The organism is Aeromicrobium jepli (genome assembly GCF_047246605.1).
Classification (GTDB): Bacteria; Actinomycetota; Actinomycetes; order Propionibacteriales; family Nocardioidaceae; genus Aeromicrobium.
The window spans coordinates 161,864-178,093 of record NZ_JBFOKO010000001.1 but is presented as its reverse complement, the minus strand read 5'-3'; the positions used below and the strand labels follow the sequence as shown (position 1 = coordinate 178,093).

13 protein-coding genes are annotated in these 16,230 nt (G+C 73.0%); 6 read left to right on the top strand and 7 right to left on the bottom strand.

Annotated features, from left to right (window positions below; translation table 11 throughout):
- Nucleotides 1-39: 39 nt before the first annotated feature.
- The 3 genes from ppc to AB3M81_RS00790 all read right to left on the bottom strand — a co-directional run bounded on the left by ppc (nt 40) and on the right by AB3M81_RS00790 (nt 4,190).
- A complete protein-coding gene (gene ppc, locus AB3M81_RS00800) occupies nt 40-2,826 on the bottom strand; it encodes a phosphoenolpyruvate carboxylase (RefSeq protein WP_412902005.1) in 2,787 nt (928 codons plus the stop codon).
- Between the two features lie 78 nt (nt 2,827-2,904).
- Nucleotides 2,905-3,189 (bottom strand): protealysin inhibitor emfourin, encoded by a 285-nt coding sequence (locus AB3M81_RS00795; protein WP_412902004.1) that lies wholly within the window; start codon nt 3,187-3,189, stop codon nt 2,905-2,907.
- Nucleotides 3,150-4,190, bottom strand: coding sequence for a M4 family metallopeptidase (locus tag AB3M81_RS00790; RefSeq protein ID WP_412902003.1), 1,041 nt, complete (start codon nt 4,188-4,190; stop codon nt 3,150-3,152). The genes AB3M81_RS00795 and AB3M81_RS00790 overlap by 40 nt, the downstream gene beginning before the upstream one ends.
- A gap of 294 nt (nt 4,191-4,484) precedes the next feature.
- Between AB3M81_RS00790 and AB3M81_RS00785 the strand changes: the two genes are divergently transcribed.
- Together AB3M81_RS00785 and AB3M81_RS00780 are read left to right on the top strand one after the other, a co-directional pair.
- Nucleotides 4,485-6,395: a CotH kinase family protein gene (locus AB3M81_RS00785; protein WP_412902002.1), complete on the top strand. Its 1,911-nt coding sequence runs from the start codon at nt 4,485-4,487 to the stop codon at nt 6,393-6,395.
- A gap of 44 nt (nt 6,396-6,439) precedes the next feature.
- Nucleotides 6,440-6,895: a hypothetical protein gene (locus tag AB3M81_RS00780; RefSeq protein ID WP_412902001.1), complete on the top strand. Its 456-nt coding sequence runs from the start codon at nt 6,440-6,442 to the stop codon at nt 6,893-6,895.
- 29 nt (nt 6,896-6,924) lie between these two features.
- Here AB3M81_RS00780 and AB3M81_RS00775 read toward each other — a convergent pair whose 3' ends face one another.
- Genes AB3M81_RS00775 through dnaK form a run of 4 tightly spaced genes read right to left on the bottom strand, consistent with a single transcriptional unit; the run spans nt 6,925 to nt 10,846 of the window.
- Complete coding sequence (locus AB3M81_RS00775) at nt 6,925-7,299, bottom strand: heat shock protein transcriptional repressor HspR (RefSeq protein ID WP_412902000.1); 375 nt, start codon at nt 7,297-7,299, stop codon at nt 6,925-6,927.
- A complete protein-coding gene (dnaJ, locus tag AB3M81_RS00770) occupies nt 7,296-8,405 on the bottom strand; it encodes a molecular chaperone DnaJ (RefSeq protein WP_412901999.1) in 1,110 nt (369 codons plus the stop codon). Before dnaJ ends, AB3M81_RS00775 begins: the two co-directional genes overlap by 4 nt.
- Nucleotides 8,406-8,435: 30 nt before the next feature.
- The gene (locus AB3M81_RS00765; RefSeq protein ID WP_412901998.1) at nt 8,436-9,011 is read right to left on the bottom strand and encodes a nucleotide exchange factor GrpE; all 576 of its coding nucleotides are present in this window, start codon (nt 9,009-9,011) and stop codon (nt 8,436-8,438) included.
- Nucleotides 9,008-10,846 carry a molecular chaperone DnaK gene (gene dnaK, locus AB3M81_RS00760; RefSeq protein ID WP_412901997.1) on the bottom strand — a complete coding sequence of 613 codons (1,839 nt, stop codon included), beginning with the start codon at nt 10,844-10,846 and terminating at the stop codon, nt 9,008-9,010. Before dnaK ends, AB3M81_RS00765 begins: the two co-directional genes overlap by 4 nt.
- A 181-nt stretch (nt 10,847-11,027) precedes the next feature.
- Here dnaK and AB3M81_RS00755 point away from each other — a divergent pair, with 181 nt between their 5' ends.
- The 4 genes from AB3M81_RS00755 to AB3M81_RS00740 all read left to right on the top strand — a co-directional run bounded on the left by AB3M81_RS00755 (nt 11,028) and on the right by AB3M81_RS00740 (nt 16,196).
- A complete protein-coding gene (locus tag AB3M81_RS00755; protein ID WP_412901996.1) occupies nt 11,028-12,221 on the top strand; it encodes a sensor histidine kinase in 1,194 nt (397 codons plus the stop codon).
- A complete protein-coding gene (locus AB3M81_RS00750) occupies nt 12,218-12,886 on the top strand; it encodes a response regulator (RefSeq protein WP_412901995.1) in 669 nt (222 codons plus the stop codon). The genes AB3M81_RS00755 and AB3M81_RS00750 overlap by 4 nt, the downstream gene beginning before the upstream one ends.
- 107 nt (nt 12,887-12,993) lie before the next feature.
- Nucleotides 12,994-13,770, top strand: a complete 777-nt coding sequence (locus tag AB3M81_RS00745) for an ABC transporter ATP-binding protein (protein WP_412901994.1) — start codon at nt 12,994-12,996, stop codon at nt 13,768-13,770.
- Nucleotides 13,767-16,196, top strand: a complete 2,430-nt coding sequence (locus AB3M81_RS00740; RefSeq protein WP_412901993.1) for an FtsX-like permease family protein — start codon at nt 13,767-13,769, stop codon at nt 16,194-16,196. The genes AB3M81_RS00745 and AB3M81_RS00740 overlap by 4 nt, the downstream gene beginning before the upstream one ends.
- The last annotated feature ends 34 nt before the right edge of the window (nt 16,197-16,230 follow it).

Sequence of the window (16,230 nt, the reverse complement as noted above, 5' to 3'; positions counted from 1 at the left end):
GTGTCGCGGGCCGAACGTGCAACTCAGCGTGCCGCCCGGCTACCCGGTGTTGCGCAGGCCGTTGGCGATGCCGTTGACGGTCTGCAGCAGCGCGGCGCGCATGTCCTCGTCGACGGCCTCGGGGTCCTCGCGGTAGCGGGCCAGCAGGTCGACCTGCGCGAACGAGATCGGCTGCAGGTACGCGTCACGGACCTCGAGCGTGCGCTTGAGCGCGGGCTGGTCGTCGAGCAGGTGCCGCTCGCCGGTCACCCGCAGCACCTCCTCGACCGTGACCGCGTGCTCGGCGCGGATGAGATCGAAGATCGGCCGCAGGTCGGCCGGCACGAGCGTCTCGACGTAGTGCCCGGCGACGGCCATGTCGGTCTTGGCCAGCGTCATCTCCACGTTCGAGATGAACGTGCGGAAGAAGTGCCACTGGTCGAGCATCTCGGCCAGCACCTTCTCCTCGCCCGCGAGCCGCGCCGCGCGCAGACCACTGCCGACGCCGAACCAGCCGGGGACGATCTGGCGACTCTGCGTCCAGCCGAACACCCACGGGATGGCGCGCAGCGAGTCGATGCCGCCGCCGGCGTCGGGTCGCCGGGCCGGTCGCGAGCCGATGTTGAGGTCGCCCAGCTGGTCGACGGGCGTGGACGCCAGGAAGTAGTCGAACAGGCCGGGCGCGTCGATCAGCCGTCGGTAGGCGGCGTACGCGGCGTCGCTGATCGAGGTCATGACGTCGTCCCAGTGCAGCATCGTCTCGGAGGGCGTGCGCGCCTCGAGGTGCAGCGTCGACGCCTCCAGCACGGCGGCCAGCGAGAGCTCGAGGTTCTCGTGGCCGAGGCGCGGCAGCGAGTACTTGTCGCTGATGACCTCGCCCTGCTCGGTGAACTTGATGTCGCCGGTCAGCACGCCGTACGGCTGGGCCAGGATCGCGTCGTACGTCGGTCCGCCGCCGCGGCCGACCGTGCCACCCCGGCCGTGGAACAGCCGCAGGGTCACGCCGTGTCGCTGGGCCACGTCGCGCAGCGCCCGCTGTGCCCGGTGCAGCTCCCACTGCGAGGTGGTGATGCCGCCGGCCTTGTTGGAGTCGGAGTAGCCCAGCATGACCTCCTGGCGGTTGTCCCGCAGGCGCACCAGCTGGCGGTAGCGCGGGTCCGACAGCAGCTGGTCGAGGACCGTGCCGGCGCGCCGGATCTCCTCGACCGTCTCCAGCAGCGGCACGAAGTCCAGCCGCGCGAACGGCTCGGTGCCCTCGCCGCCGACGAGGTCGACCAGGCCCGCCTGCCGCGCCAGCACGATGGGCGCCAGCAGGTCGTCGCCGTCGAGGGTCATCGACACGATGTACGACTCGATGACGTCGTCGCCGAAGGTCTGCTTGAGCTCGCGCACCGCGGTGAACACGCCGTACGTGCGCGCGCCCCACTCGTCGAGGGGCGGCGGCTCGGGCGCGAGCGGACGCGGCCGGACGAGCTCGTCGGAGAGCAGCGCGAACCGCTCCTCGCGACTGAGGTCGGCGTACGGCCGGTCGGACTCGCCGAGCCGGTCGAACAGCAGGCCCAGGGCGTGGTGGTGCGCCTCGGCGTGCTCGCGGATGTCCATCGTGGCCAGGTGCAGGCCCACCGACGAGATCGTGCGGATGGCGCGCGCCAGCATGCGGTCGGCGATGAGCTCGCCGCCGTTCTCGCGCAGCGAGGTCTCGACGATCGCGAGGTCCGCCAGCAGCTCGTCGCGGTTCGCGTAGTCGCGACCGGGCACGTGCGGCGTGCCGGCCGCGACGCGGGCTGCCGAGTTCTCGACCTTGAGACGCATGCACGAGAGCTTGAGGCGGTAGGGCTCGTGCGCGTTGACGGTGAGCAGGCGCGGGTCGATGTCGGGCAGCGCCGTGAGGTCGGCCTGCAGCGACTTCGTGAGCGCCTCGCTGACCTCGACCAGCTCGGCCGACGGGGACAGCTCGCGGATGAGCAGGTCCAGGTTGGACGTGATGATCCGCGTGGCGATGCGGTTCTGCAGCTGCAGAATGCTGAGCGTGACCTCGGGGGTGACGTTCGGGTTGCCGTCGCGGTCGCCGCCGATCCACGTGCCGAACGAGATCGGCCGGCGCGCCGGGTCGAGCCGGATGCCGTGCTCGGCCAGCTGGTCGGCGAGGTCGGACGCGACGCCCGGCAGCGCCTCCTCGAGGATCTGCTGCAGGAAGAAGACCAGGTGGCGTGCCTCGTCGACGGGGGTCGGGCGCGTGCGCCGGACGGCGTCGGTCTGCCAGATCAGGTCGATGAGCTGCGCGAGGTCCTTGTCCTGCGCGGCGCGACGGCGCGTGCCGGGCTCGGCGGACGTGGCGAGCAGGTCGGCGATGCGGCGCAGCTTCGTCAGGACGGTGCGGCGACTGACCTCGGTGGGATGCGCGGTGAAGATCGCCCGGGTGTCGAGCCGCTCGATGCCCGCGGCGAGTCCCTCGGGCCCCTGCTCGGCGACGATCTCGCCGATCGTGCGGGCGAGCCAGCCGTCGTCGTCGGGCCGCGCCTCGATCCCGCGCACGCGGGCGACCTGCTCGGCCACGTTGGCGAGGTTGAAGTAGACGCTGAACGCGCGCACGAGCTTGCCCACGGTGGGCGCGTCGAGCTCGGCGAGCAGCCGCCGGATCTCGACCACGGCGGCGTGCCGCGCGTCGTCGTCCTCGCTCTCCTCGAGCACCTTGCCCTGGGCGCGGACCAGCTCGACCTGGTCGAACAGCTCCTGGCCCTCGAGGCGGCGCAGCGTCTCGCCCAGCAGGTCGGCGACCCGGCGCACGTCGGCGCGCAGGCCCTCGTCCTTGGAGTTGGCGATGGCGTCGAACTCGGATGCGGTCATGTGGCTCCCCTCGGCAGGCGTTCGTCCCGGGGCGCCGTTGCCCGCTCCCAGCCTAGTCAGGTCGAGGCGCGACCCGCCTCAGGACGCGTGACCGACCACGGCGTCGACGAGGTTGCGCCACGGGCCGTCGACCTGCCGCTCGGGCAGGACGGCGGCACGGTCGTTGGCACTCACCTCGTAGACGAAGCCGTCGGGGTACCCGTCGTCGGGCGTGGCGTCCCACGGGCACGCCTCGACGAGGGGCCACCACTCCTGGGCCTCGTCCTCGGAGGTGGCCTCGACCTGCCACTGCCGGCGCAGCCCGGCGAAGCCACCGGTGCGGGTCACCCGGACGACGAGGAGGGGCTCGTGGAGCTGGTCCATACCCCCACAGCCTGCCACGCATCCCGGACCACGTCAGCGGCGTCGTGGGCCTGCGCGGCCACGATCGTGGCGCGCGCGAACTCCTCGAAGTCGGCCTGCGGCGACAGGTCGCCGAGCAGCGCGTCGAGCCAGATGCGGCCCGCGACCTCCCAGGCGAATCCGCCGAGTCCGGTCGCCACGAGGTGGAACGCCTTGTTGGGGATCCCGGAGTTGAGGTGGACGCCGCCGTTGTCGTCGGTGGTGTCGATGAAGTCGTCCATGTGCGCCGGCTGCGGGTCCTTGCCGAGCACGTCGTCGTCGTACGCCGTGCCGGGTGCCGCCATGGAGCGCAGGGCATCGCCCTCGACCTGGTCGGTGAACAGGCCCTGCCCGATCAGCCAGCTGGCCTCGTCGGCCGTCTGGTTCGCCGCGTGCTGCTCGACGAGCGCGCCGAAGACGTCGGCGATCGACTCGTTGAGGGCGCCGGACTGACCGCGGTAGATCAGCGCCGCGGTGAACTCGACCAGCCCGTGGGTGAGCTCGTGGCCGATCACCGAGAGCGATGCGGTGAACCGGCCGAAGATCTCGCCGTCGCCGTCACCGAAGACCATCTGGGCGCCGTCCCAGAACGCGTTGTCGTAGGCATGGCCGTAGTGGACGGTGCCGGGCAGCGGCATGTCCGCGTCGTCGATCGAGCGGCGCCCGTAGACGCCGCGGAACAGCGCGTCCGTGGCGCCGAAGCCGTCGTACGCCTCGTCCGCCGCGACGTCCCCCGTGGCCGGGTCGCCCTCGTCGCGCACGAGCCGGCCGGGCAGCTCGGTGCCGTTCCCGGCATCGTGGATCCGCCGGTGCAGGCCCGGCTCGGCCGGCGGCCGCGGCACGACCGTGGGATGGGCGCGCCAGCGCGGCCGCTCGACGAGCGCGCGCTGCGCCGCCTGCGCGGCGGTGGCGAAACGGTCGTCGTCGAGCGTGGCGATCCGGCGCAGCAGATGTGGTGGAACGATCCCCCGATGCGAGTCCATGCCACGACCGTAGAGGCCGCCGCCGACAAAGTGCCGGACGCGCCGACGGCGTCCCGCTGAGTGGCCCTCGCGCCGGTCCGGGGCCGGCATGCCGACTGGCGCGCGCTGTTCCGCGAGTGGCGCAGAAGTGCCCACCACTCGACGAGTGGCGGGCGACTTTGCGCCACTCGCGACCCCCGTCCGCGCCACTTGCGATGCACCGTGACCTCGGCCACCGCTCGCCAAAACCGGCCTCACGGCGGCACGGCGCATGGGACGATGGGACGGACGAAACGGGTGTGGCGAAGGAGCAGCGTGAGCACAGCGCGACGGCGGCTCCGCCGCACCGCCCTCGCGGCCCTCGCGGTCGGCGCCGGCGCCCTCGTCCCGACCGGCGCCGAGGCCGCGCCGCCCACGCTCGCGGTCTCCGACTCCCGGCCCATCCGTGGCGAGACCGTCACGGTGCGCGCCGACCTGCCCGGGTCCGGCCAGCGCACGATCACCCTGCAGCGCCGCTCGGGCAGCCGCTGGGTCACCGTGGCGAGGAAGCGCTCGGACCGCAAGGTCGCCGCCACGTTCACCCGCCGCTTCACCTCGACCGTCACGCTGCGCGCCGTCACCCGCGACCGCGCGAGCCGCCGCCTGACCGTCCGACCGGTCGCCCAGACGGCGCGTCTCTCCCTGCCGCAGCTCGCCTCGGCCGGTGAGCCGCTGCGGGCCACGGCCGTCTTCGCTCCCGCACGCGCCCGCCGCGCGGTCTCGTTCCAGCAGTGGACCGGCACGACGTGGCGGACCGTCGCGACGACGCGCCAGGACGCGAACGGACAGGCGGTCGCGACGGTGCGCCCGACCGCCTCGACCCGCTACCGCGTCGCGACGGGCGCCGCCCGGGGAGCCGCGCGGCTGACCAGCGCGTCCGTCGCGGTCCGCGTCTCGGCCACGACGCCCGAGCCACCGGCACCGGCGCTGCGCTGCGACCTGCCGGCCGGCGGCCGCGTCGCGTGGGGCGCCGGTGACACGTCGCACCGGATGGCTGAGGTCGGCCGCCTCGACGTCACCACCGAGGACGGCCTGCCCATCACGAGCAGGACCACCTACTCGCGCACCACGCTGACCCTCACCGTGGACGGCGAGGAGCCCGTCACGCTCGGCGCCCGCCTGAGGGTGCGGGGCAACAGCACCGCGATGGTCGCGCCGAAGCTCCCGTACAAGGTCAAGCTCGACGAGCGCACCGAGGTCCACGGCATGCCCGCCAGCAAGGACTGGGTGCTGCTGGCCAACTTCTTCGATCGATCCCTGCTGCGCAACGAGACCGGCTTCGAGCTCGCCCGTCGCCTCGGTGCCGCGTGGACGCCCCGCAGCCAGCCCGTCGAGCTCCGGTTGAACGGCGAGCGCAAGGGCCTCTACCAGCTCGGCGAGGGCATCGAGGTCGAGCCCGCTCGCGCCGCGCTGCCCGAGGGCGCCGTCCTGCTCGAGGCCGACTCCTACGAGGACACCGACCCGAGCTTCCGCACCGCGCGGGACCTGCAGGTCTTCGTCAAGAGCAGCCAGGACCCCGCCGTCGCCGCGCGCGCCGCGGAGCAGGTGCGACGGATCGAGGACGTGCTCTACTCCGAGCACTTCGCCGACCCGCGCCACGGCTACCGGGCGTGCGTCGACGTGCCGTCGTTCGTCGACGCCTATCTCGTCGGGGAGATCACGAAGAACATCGACGCGGCGTTCAACAACAGCGTCTGGATGGTGCTCGGCGGGGACGGCCGGCTGGCCATGGGACCGGCGTGGGACTTCGACCAGGGAATGGGCAACCGCCACAACTGCGCGATCGCCGATCCCGAGGGCTGGTTCGTCAACCACGACTGGTCCGCCGAGCAGCAGCAGACGCCCCAGTGCCACCCGACGCAGATGCGCGGACCCGAGGGGCACTGGTACCAGCGGCTGATGAGCGATCCGTGGTTCGTGGCGCAGGTGCGGGCGCGCTGGCGCGAGGTGCGCGCCTCGGTGATGGGGATGCCGCGGTACGTCGACGACTCCGCCGCGACGATCGCCGCCGCCGCTGAGCGGAACTTCGCGCCCACCTCGGCCGGAGGCGCCGGGATGCCGCTCGGCTCGACGATCCTCGAGGACCCCGCGAACCACGTGTTCCACGGCTCGTGGCCGGCCGAGGCTGCCGCGCTGTCGACGTGGCTGCAGCGGCGACTCGCCTGGCTCGACACGCAGCTCGGCTGAGCGGTGCTGCTGCGCGGGCGGCGGCGGATGTGGGACCGTCGCCCATGAGCTCCTCGCTGAACTCGTGGTCCTGGGCCCTGATGGTCGTGCTCGGGATGCTCATCGCGGGTGCGCTGGTGGGACTCGGCCTCTCGGGCGCCCTCATCGTGACCGACGAGGCCGACCACGGCGGGGACTGGGACGGGTTCGGCACGTTCCTCGGCGCGCTCGGTGCCGTGCTCTCGCTCGTCGTGCTCGCGGTGGCGATCGTGCTGTTCGTGCTCGTCCGGTCCGCACGCGCCCGCGCGAACCGATCGGCGCTCGCCGGCATCGCGGGCGTCTGTGCCGTGCCGTCGCTGTTCGCTCTGCTGGGAGCGGTCTTCGCCATCGGCAGCAACGGGCTGCTCGGCACTCTGGTGCTCGCCGCGCCGGCGCTGCTGGTGGCCGTGCCGGCGGTGGGGACGCTCGTCACGGTCACCCGTGAGGGCGCGGCCGGCCCGTCCGTGCCGCCGGACCGCTGACGCCGAGTGGCGCGACCCGGGGCGAGTGATCAGCGGCGCCGGTGCCAGACGGCGATGGGCTGCTGCGCGTAGAGGGCGGGCAGGTTCTGCGGGGCGCGGGACTGCGCCAGCTCGGCCTGCAGCTCGGCGACCCTGGCCTGCAGGGCCGCGACCTGGTTCTCCAGGGCGATGACGCGCTTGACGCCCTCGAGGCCCAGCCCCTCGGCCGTCAGCTGCGCCACCATCCGCAGCAGCTCGATGTCGCGCAGCGAGTAGCGGCGGCCGCCGCCGCTCGTGCGCCCGGCCTCGACGAGGCCGATGCGGTCGTAGGTCCGCAGGGTCTGCGGGTGCAGGCCCGACAGCTCCGCGGCCACGCTGATCACGAAGACCTTGGCATCGGGTCCCGGCGGGACGAACTCGCTCATGCCACACCTCCGACGCGCGCCTCACGGTAGGCCTCGACCGCGGCGCGCTGCGCGTCCGAGATCTCGCCGGGCACCTCGACCTCGACGGTGACCAGCAGGTCGCCGCGCGAGCCGTCGCGCTTCGTGCCGCCCTTGCCGCGGGCCCGGAACGTGCGCCCGTTCGGCGTGCCGGCCGGCACCTTGAGCTTCACGGTCGAGCCGTCGATCGTGGGAGCCGTGACCTCGCCGCCGAGCACCGCGTCGTCGAACGGCAGCGGCACCGTGACGGTGAGGTCGTCGCCCTTGCGGCCGAACCGCTCGTCGCCCTCGACGTGGACGACCAGGAACAGGTCGCCCGCCGGGGCTCCACTGTCGCCCTTGCCGCCCTTGCCGCGGATCTTGATCCGCTGGCCGTCCTTGACGCCCGCGGGCACCTTGACGTTGATCGTGCGACTGGACGGGGCGCGGCCCGAGCCGGAGCACACCTCGCACGGATGCTCGACGATCAGCCCGCGACCGCGGCACTGCGAGCACGGCTCGGTCATCGCGAACACGCCACCGGACGCGCCGGTCTGCATGCCGCTGCCCTGGCACTTGCTGCACACCTTGGGCACGGAGCCGGGCCGGGCGCCCGTGCCGTGACAGTTCGCGCACGGCTCGTCGCTGGTCAGCCGCAGCGGCAGGGTGACGCCCTCCACGGACTGGCGGAACGTGATCGTGGCCTCGGACTCGAGGTCCTCGCCGCGGCGCGGCTGGGGCGCGCGACGCCGACCGCCGCGCGCACCCCCGCCGAAGATCCCGCCGAGGATGTCGCCGAGGTCGAAGTCGACCCCGCCCATCCCGCCGGGACCACCGCCGCCGGGCGGCGGGAAGCCGCCCTTGAACTGCCCGAACAGCGAGCGCTGCTCGTCGTACTGCTTGCGCTTCTCGGCGTTCCCGATGACCCCGTAGGCCTCCGAGATCGCCTTGAACCGCTCCTCGGCCTGCGCGTTGCCGGGGTTGGAGTCGGGGTGGTTGTCACGCGCGAGCTTGCGATAGGCCTTCTTGATCTCGTCGGCCGAGGCGTCCTTCTTCACGCCCAGGACCTGGTAGAAGTCCTTCGTCGCCCAGTCGGTCGGTGCACTCATGACAACCCTCCTCTCCTTCGGTTTCCTTCGTCAGTCGTCGGTCGTCGGCTGCTCGGTGGCCGCCGCGGCGACCCCGGGATCGACGACGCCGACCACGGCCGGCCGCAGCACGCGGTCGCCCACGCGGTAGCCGGTGCGCATGACCTGCGCGATGCTCTGGACCTCGACGTTCGGGTCCTCGCCGGCGTGGAAGACGGCCTCGTGCAGGTTCGGGTCGAACGGCTCGCCGACCTCGCCGAACGACACGAGGTCGAACTTCGCGAGCGTCGAGCGCAGCTGGTCGGCCACGGCCTTGAAGCCACCGGTCAGCTCGCCGTGCTCCTCGGCGCGACCGAGGTCGTCGAGCACGGTCAGCAGCTCGGCGAGCACCTTCTGCTTGCCGGTCTCGACCGCGCGGACCCGGTCGTCCTCGACGCGGCGCTTGTAGTTGATGAACTCGGCCTGGACACGCTGGACGTCGGCGGTGCGCTCCGCCAGCTGCTCCTCGAGCGAGGGGCCCTCGGGGGCGGCGGGCTCGGCCGCCGCCTCCTCAGGCGTCTCGGGGGCACCGTCGACGGGCGCCTCCTCCTGCGAGGAGGCCGCCTCGTCGTACGGCTGCTCGGTCACTTCTTCTCACCCTCGTCGTCGACGATCTCGGCCTCGACGACGTCGTCGTCGTCCGCCGGCGCGTCACCCGCGGGAGCGCCCTCGGCGCCCGCCTCGGCCGCCGCCGCGGCGTACATGGCCTCGCCCATCTTGGAGCTGGAGGTGCCCAGCTTCGTGACGGCCTCCTGGATCGCCGCGGTGTCGTCGCCCTCGAGGGCCGACTTCAGCGCGTCGATGTCGCCCTGGACCTCGGTCTTGACGTCGTCGCCGACCTTGTCGCCGTTCTCGGCGAGGAACTTCTCGGTCGAGTGGACGAGCGTCTCGGCCTGGTTGCGGACCTCGACGGCCTCACGGCGCTTGCGGTCCTCCTCGGCGTACTGCTCGGCATCCTTGACCATCTTGTCGATGTCGTCCTTCGACAGGGCGGACCCGCCGGTGATCGTCATCGACTGCTCCTTGCCGGTGCCCCGGTCCTTGGCCGAGACGTTGACGATGCCGTTGGCGTCGATGTCGAAGGTGACCTCGATCTGCGGCACGCCGCGCGGAGCCGGGGGCAGGCCCGTCAGCTCGAACGTGGCCAGCAGCTGGTTGCCCGCCGCCATCTCGCGCTCGCCCTGGTAGACCTGGATCGCCACGGACGGCTGGTTGTCGTCGGCCGTCGTGAAGACCTCGGACCGCTTGGTCGGGATCGTCGTGTTGCGCTCGATGAGCTTCGTCATGACGCCGCCCTTGGTCTCGATGCCCAGCGACAGCGGCGTGACGTCGAGCAGCAGGACGTCCTTGACCTCGCCCTTGAGCACGCCGGCCTGCAGGCTGGCGCCGATCGCGACGACCTCGTCGGGGTTGACGCCCTTGTTGGGCTCCTTGCCGCCGGTGAGCTGCTTGACCAGCTCGGAGACGGCGGGCATGCGGGTCGAGCCGCCGACCAGCACGACGTGGTCGATGTCGTTCACGGTGATGCCGGCGTCACGGATGACGTTGTTGAACGGCTTCTTCGTGCGCTCGAGCAGGTCGGACGTGATCTTCTCGAACTCGGCGCGCGTCAGCGTCTCGTCGAGGAAGACGGGGTTGCCGTCGACGACCGTGATGTAGGGCAGGTTGATCGACGTCGAGGACGAGCTGGACAGCTCGATCTTCGCGCGCTCGGCGGCCTCGCGGATGCGCGGCATCGCCATCTTGTCCTTGGTCAGGTCGACGCCGGTGGACGCCTTGAACTTGTTGACGAGCCAGTCGACGATCGCGTTGTCCCAGTCGTCGCCGCCGAGGTGGTTGTCACCGCTGGTGGCCTTGACCTCGATGACGCCGTCGCCGATCTCGAGCAGGGACACGTCGAACGTGCCGCCGCCGAGGTCGAACACCAGGATCGTCTGGTCGTCGCCCTTGTCGAGGCCGTACGCGAGCGCGGCCGCGGTGGGCTCGTTGATGATGCGGCTGACGTTCAGGCCGGCGATCTCGCCGGCCTCCTTGGTGGCCTGGCGCTGGTGGTCGTTGAAGTACGCCGGCACGGTGATGACCGCGTCGGTGACCGGCTCGCCCAGGTAGGCCTCGGCGTCGCGCTTGAGCTTCTGCAGGACGAACGCGCTGATCTGCTGCGGGTTGAACTTCTTGTCGTCGATGTCGATCGACCAGTCGGTGCCCATGTGGCGCTTGACCGAGCGGATCGTGCGATCGACGTTCGTGACGCCCTGGCGCTTGGCGACCTCGCCGGTCAGGACCTCACCGTCCTTCGCGAACGCGACGACGGACGGGGTGGTGCGAGCGCCCTCGGCGTTCGCGATGACGGTGGGCTCTCCACCTTCGAGCACGGCGACGACGGAGTTCGTCGTACCGAGGTCGATGCCGACTGCACGAGCCATGGTTCCTCCTGGGATTGCGGTGGTGCTCTGCCTTGAAAACTGTGGGTCAAAAGACTTGAGTCATACGTTATCAACTTCGCCCAAGGCCGAGACATTCCCCCGTCCGGGTGACCTCGGTCACCACCGAGGGTCCGACCACGGTCTGACGACTCGCGCCGCCGCGGCCCCTAGGCTCGGGCGCATGGAGGAGCCGCTCGACGTGTCCGCGCGCCCGTGGCGGCTCGGTCCGCGGGCGACCCGCGTGTTCGACGTGGTCTTCGCGACCGCGCTCGTACTGCCCTCGTTCGGTATGGTGGCCGTGCTCGGGACCTCCGCCGCGCCGCTCGTGTTCAGCGTCCTGCAGACCGTCCCGCTGTTCTGGCGCCGCCGGTTCCCCGTCGCCGTGTTCGCCTTCGTCGCGGGCGCGAGCGTGCTGCAGGCCGCGACCTACGACATGCCGGTGTGGGGCCAGGTCGGCTTTCCCGCCGCGCTCTACGCACTGGCCCGGTTCGGCTCGGCGCGGGCGGCGCTCGTCGGCCTCCTTGTCGGCCTGTGCGGCGCCGCCGTCGCGTCCTGGGTCTGGACCTCCGCGCAGATCGCGCGGTTCCCGCCCGGGCTGGACTACGTCGACTACGACATCGGGCTCGACGACCTGTCGCCCTACTTCCTCACGATCTCGGCGATCGTGCTGGCGGCGTGGGCCCTGGGCAGCCAGGCGCGCATCCGGCGGGCGTACGAGGCCGGCCTCGTCGAGCGCGGCCGCCAGCTCGCGGTCGAGGCCGAGCAGCGCGCCGTGCTGGCCGCCGCCGAGGAGCGCACCCGCATCGCGCGCGAGATGCACGACGTCGTCGCGCACGGGCTCTCCGTCGTGATCGTCCAGGCCGACGGCGCACGCTACGCGGCCGAGAAGGACCCGGCCGTGGCCGTGCGCACGCTCGAGACCGTCGCCACGGTCGGCCGCGACGCGCTCACCGAGATGCGGCGGCTGCTGGGACTCCTGCGCGGCAGCGAGGACCCGGCCCTGGCACCGCAGCCGCGCCTCGTCGACCTGCCGTCGCTCGTCGCACCGGACGACCGCGTCGAGCTCGACCTGCCCGACCCGCTGCCCGAGGTGCCCGACGGCATCGCCCTGACCGTCTTCCGGCTCGTGCAGGAGTCGCTCACCAACGTCCGCAAGCACGCCGGCCCGCGAGCGCGCGCCACCGTGCGACTGCGCGCCACGGGCGACGCGCTCGAGGTCGAGGTCCGCGACGACGGCCACGGCGCCTCCGCCGCGCCGTCGGGCGGGCTGGGCCTGCTCGGCATGCGCGAGCGCGTCGAGGTGCACGACGGCACGCTCGACGTCGGCCCCGCGCCCGGCGGCGGGTGGGCCGTGCGTGCGAGGATCCCGCTGTGACCGAGCCGATCCGGGTCGTCCTCGTCGACGACCAGCAGATGGTCCGTGCGGGGTTCCGGATGCTCGTCGAGAGCCAGGACGACCTCGTCGTGGTCGGCGAGGCCGGCGACGGCGAGGAGGCGCTGACGCTGCTCGCCGACGTGCAGGCCGACGTCGTCCTCATGGACGTGCGCATGCCGCGACTCGACGGCGTCGAGGCCACCCGGCGCCTCGCGCCCGGCGGCGACGGACCGCGCGTCATCGTCCTGACGACGTTCGACCTGGACGAGTACGCCTTCGCCGCGCTGCGCGCGGGCGCCTCCGCGTTCCTGCTGAAGGACGCCGCGCCGCCGGACCTGCTGGCGGCGATCCGCGCCGTGCACGCCGGCGACGCGGTCGTGGCCCCCTCGACCACGCGGCGCCTGCTGGACCACTTCCTGGCCGACTCCGGATCCGGCCGTCAGGTCTCGGCCTCGGCGGCTGCGCGGCTGGCCGCCGTCACCGAGCGCGAGCGCGAGGTGCTCGTGCTGATCGCCCGCGGCCTGAGCAACCCCGAGATCGCCGACGAGCTGTTCGTCTCGGAGGCCACCGTCAAGACCCACGTCGGGCGCCTGCTCGCCAAGACCGACTCGCGCGACCGCGTGCACCTCGTGCTGCTGGCGTTCGAGGCCGGCCTGGCGGGCTGACCCGCCTCCGGGGCGCCGCGCCGCCCAGCGGGTCATACCGTGGTCGGACGTGAAGATCCGGCTGCGGGGCGACGACCCGGACCCCGCCGCGAAAATAGCGTCGGGCCATGACCACGACGTCCTTCTCCCGCTCCGTCCTGCAGCCCGACGCGCTGCCCGCCGCCGCCGTGCGCGGCCTCACCAAGACGTACGGCCGCGGCGACACCACCGTCCACGCGCTGCGCTCCGTCGACCTCGACCTGGCGCCCGGCCGCTTCACCGCGATCATGGGCCCGTCCGGCTCCGGCAAGTCGACCCTCATGCACTGCCTCGCCGGGCTCGACCGCCCCACCGAGGGCACCGTCACGATCGCCGGCGTCGAGCTCACCTCGCTCGACGACGACCGGCTCACGCACTTCCGCCGCGACCGCCTCGGCTTCGTGTTCCAGGCGTTCAACCTGCTGCCGATGCTGACCGCGCGGCAGAACATCCTGCTGCCGTTCGAGCTGGCGGGCCGGCGCCTCGAGCCCGGTGCGCGCGAGCGGGTCGCGCAGGTCATCGACGTGCTCGGCCTGCGCGACCGGCTCGAGCACCGCCCCGGCGAGCTCTCCGGCGGCCAGCAGCAGCGCGTCGCGATCGCCCGGGCGCTGGCGACCGACGCCGACGTCGTCTTCGCCGACGAGCCGACCGGCAACCTCGACAGCACCGCCTCGGCGGAGGTCCTGTCGTTCCTGCGCCGCAGCGTCACCGACCTCGGGCACACGGTCGTCATGGTGACCCACGAGCTGGACGCGGCCGCCTACGCCGACGACGTCGTGGTGCTCTCCGACGGCCGCGTCCGCGCCCACCTCGTCTCCCCCACGCGCGAGCAGGTCGCCGCGACGCTCGAGGCGGGTGCCCGATGAGGTCCGTGCTCCTGGCGTCCCTGCGGACGCACACGCGCCGGTACGTGGCGGCCCTCGTCGCCGTCACGATCGCCGTCGCCTTCGTCATCGTCATCGACGCCCTCGGCTCCGGCGCCCGCAACGCCGTGGCCGCCGGCGTCGAGGCCTCGTACCCCGATGCGGAGCTCGTCGTCGGCGACGACCAGGGCCTCGCCACGGACGATCCGGGCCGCACGCTCGAGGTGGCGCGCGAGCGCGGCGACCGCGCCAGCGTCCTCGCCACCGCGTGGACCCGGGTGGACGGACCGTCGGGCACGATCGCCGAGGACATGCCCGTCGGCACCCTCTCGCTCGATCCCGACCTGCGCACGCAGGAGGTCGTCGAGGGTCGCGCGCCCACGTCCGACGACGAGGCGCTGATGTCGCGCACGGCCGCCCGCGCCGAGCAGGTCTCCGTCGGCGACCGGCTGACGATCGGCCTTGGGGACGCGACGCGGTCCGTCACCGTCGTCGGCCTGAGCGGCGCCGGCTCCCCGATGGGCGGCGACGTCCAGGTCACCTGGCCCGCCCTGGCCTCGCTCGGCGACGTCTACGCCGACTCGATCGCCTACGACGTGCGCGACGGTGACGTCGCCGCGGCGCAGCAGGCGCTCGACGAGGCGGTCGAGTCGCAGGTCCGCTCCCGCGACGACTTCGTGAGCGCCCGCATCGTGATGATGAACCAGGGCGTCGACGTCCTCGCGATCCTGCTGCTGCTGTTCGCGGCGGTGGCCGGCTTCGTGGCGGTGCTCGTCATCGCCAACACCTTCACGATCCTGTTCGCCCAGCGCAGCCGCGACTTCGCCCTCCTGCGCTGCGTCGGCGCGACGCGCCGCCAGGTCCTGCGGTCCGTGCGCGTCGAGGCGGTCGTCCTGGCGCTCGTCGCCGGCGCGACCGGCGTGGTCGCCGGCGTCGCAGGCGGTCTCGGGCTCGGCGCGCTGATCCGGGCCCTGGCCGGCGAGGAGAACTTCGGCAGCGTCTCGTTCTCGCCGACGTGGCTCGTGGCGGCGTTCGTTGGCGGCGTGCTGACGACCGTGGTCGCCGCCTGGTTCCCCACCCGCCTCGTCGTGCGGGTCAGCCCGCTCGCGGCACTGCGCCCCGCCGAGCAGCCCACCGGACGCACCGGCTCGGGCCGGATCCGGCTCGCCCTCGGGCTGCTCGCCACGATCGCCGGCACCGTCGGCCTGGCCGGCGCCGTCGCGACCGAGTCCATGCCGGTCCTCGTCGCCGGTGGCATGGTCTCGTTCGTCGGCATCCTGCTGCTGGGCCCGGTCCTGGTGCCCGCGCTGCTGCGGCTGCTCGGGCGGGCGACCGCGCGACTGGGCGCTCCGTTCCGCATCGCCGCGGCGAACGCCGTGCGCAACCCGCGGCGCAGCGCCGCCACGACGGCCTCGCTGCTCGTCGGCGTGACGCTGGCGACGGCCGTGCTGACCGGGATGACGAGCGCCCGCGACGTCGTCCAGGCCGACATGGACGGTGAGTACCCGGTCGACTACGCCGTGGCGGGTCGCGTCATCGAGCCCGAGACCGTCCAGCGGGTCCGCGGCCTCGACGGCGTGGACGACGTGGTGGTCGTCGCGGGGACGCGCGTCGCCTCCGAGGCGGGCCGCCTGACGGTCGCGGCACCGACGGCCCCCCAGCGCGCGCTGACGCACGACGCGAGCGCCACACGTGCTCGCGACGACGAGGTCCTCGTTCCGGCGGGCCTCGCGCAGACGCTCGAGAACGGCGTCCCGGAGCGTCTGACGCTGCGCACCCGGATCGGCGAGGTCACGCTCGCCACCCGCATCGTCGGCGTGCAGGCCGGCGACGTCGCGCTCGTCTCCCCCACCGTGCTCGATCGGCTGACCGACACGCCGGACACGCGGGCGCTGTGGGTGCTGGCCGACGACGGCGCGGACGGGGAGGAGCTCGGCGACGCGCTCGCGACCGCCACGTCCGGCGCCGACCTCGACGTGACGAACAACCTCAAGGACCAGCAGTGGGTCGCCCTGCAGCTCGACGTGCTCGTGTGGGCCGTGCTCGGCCTGCTCGGGGTCGGCGTCCTGATCGCCCTCGTGGGCATCGCGAACACGGTGGGCCTGTCGATCCTCGAGCGGTCCCGCGAGCACGCCCTGCTGCGGGCGCTCGGCCTGACGCGGCGCGGCCTGCGCCGGACGCTCGCGGCGGAGGGCATGCTGCTGGCCGTCGTGGCGGCCGTGCTCGGCACCGGCCTGGGCGTCGCGTACGCCTGGTTCGCGGTCGAGACCGTCGTGACGCCCGTGATGGGGGCCGGCGGCCTGGTGGTCCCGTGGGCCCAGCTCGCGGCGGTGCTCGTCGTCGCCGCCGGCGCGGGCCTGCTGGCCTCGACGCTGCCCGCCCGCCGTGGCGCGCGCGTCACCCCGGCCGAGGGGTTGACCCTCGACTGAGGCGATGCAGTGACGTTCCCGGGGTCCCACACGG